The organism is Salipiger sp. HF18, from assembly GCF_011806505.1.
In the GTDB taxonomy this organism is placed as follows: Bacteria; Pseudomonadota; Alphaproteobacteria; order Rhodobacterales; family Rhodobacteraceae; genus Salipiger; species Salipiger thiooxidans.
Genome location: NZ_JAATOS010000831.1, coordinates 1 through 1,051 on the forward strand (window position 1 = coordinate 1; position 1,051 = coordinate 1,051).

Consider the following 1,051-nt stretch of genomic DNA (forward strand, 5'->3'; position numbering starts at 1 on the left):
CTGCGCGGCCCCGGCCCGCCCGAGGCAAAGATCCGCCCGCGCCCCCCCCAGCGCCTCGCCCAGCGGCTCGGGCGCGGCCCGGTAGCGTCGCACCGAGCCGTCGCGTTCGAGCACCAGTAACCCCGCCCCGGTCAGCGCCGCGAGATGGGCCGAGAGCGGCGAGGGCGGCACCCCGAGCCACTCTGCGATCTCGCCTGCCGCGACTGCCTTCGGCAGGCGCCGCACGAGCATCCGCAGCACCCCCGCCCGAAGCGGGTGACCCAGAAGCGAGAGGCGGGTGCGATGCGGTTCATCCATCACAGGGCATTGCCACGCGGCCTCTGAATCCGTGGTTAAGATCACCACCCTGCCCGCGAATTTCGCCGCGCCCTGCCCTCAGAGCACCTTGGCCAGCGCCACGTCGAGCTTGTCGACCAGCTCGCCCACGTGGTCCTCGGTCAGGATGAAGGGCGGTGCGAGCAGCACGTGGTCGCCCTGCTGCCCGTCGATGGTGCCGCTCATTGGGTAGCAGATCAGCCCCTCGGCAAAGGCCGCTGCCTTGAGCTTTCCGGCGATCCCCAGAGACGGGTCGAAGGCCGTGCGCCGCACGCGGTCGGCCACCAGCTCGAGCCCGAGGAACAGGCCCCGCCCGCGGATGTCGCCCACGTTGGCGTGCCGGCCGAAGCGATCCACGAGAGCCGCGCGCAGCGCGGCGCCCATCGGCGCGACCCGGTCGAGCAGCCGGTCGTCCACCAGCCGCTCGCGCACCGCGCAGGCCCCGGCGCAGGAGGTCGGGTGGCCGAGATAGGTGTGGCCGTGCTGGAAGAAGCCCGAGCCCGCCTCGATCGCGGCGTAGATCCCGGCCGAGCACAGCATGGCGCCGATGGGCGCATAGCCCGCCCCCAGCCCTTTGGCGATGGCGCAGATGTCGGGTGCCACGCCGTCCTGTTCGCAGGCGAAGAGCGTGCCGGTGCGGCCCATGCCGCACATGACCTCATCGAGGATCAGCAGGATGCCGTAGCGGTCGCAGATCTCGCGGATGCGGCGGAAATAGCCCGGCACCGCAGGCACC

The 1,051-nt window shown here is 72.1% G+C and carries 2 protein-coding genes; both read right to left on the reverse strand.

All coding sequences use genetic code 11. From position 1 onward, the window contains the following. A partial coding sequence (locus HC022_RS27335) for a helix-turn-helix transcriptional regulator (RefSeq protein WP_167454465.1) occupies positions 1-297 on the reverse strand: 297 nt, incomplete at its 3' end. Between the two features lie 78 nt (positions 298-375). Further along, positions 376-1,051 (reverse strand): aminotransferase class III-fold pyridoxal phosphate-dependent enzyme (locus HC022_RS27340; protein ID WP_167454466.1); only part of this gene is annotated, 676 nt, incomplete at its 5' end.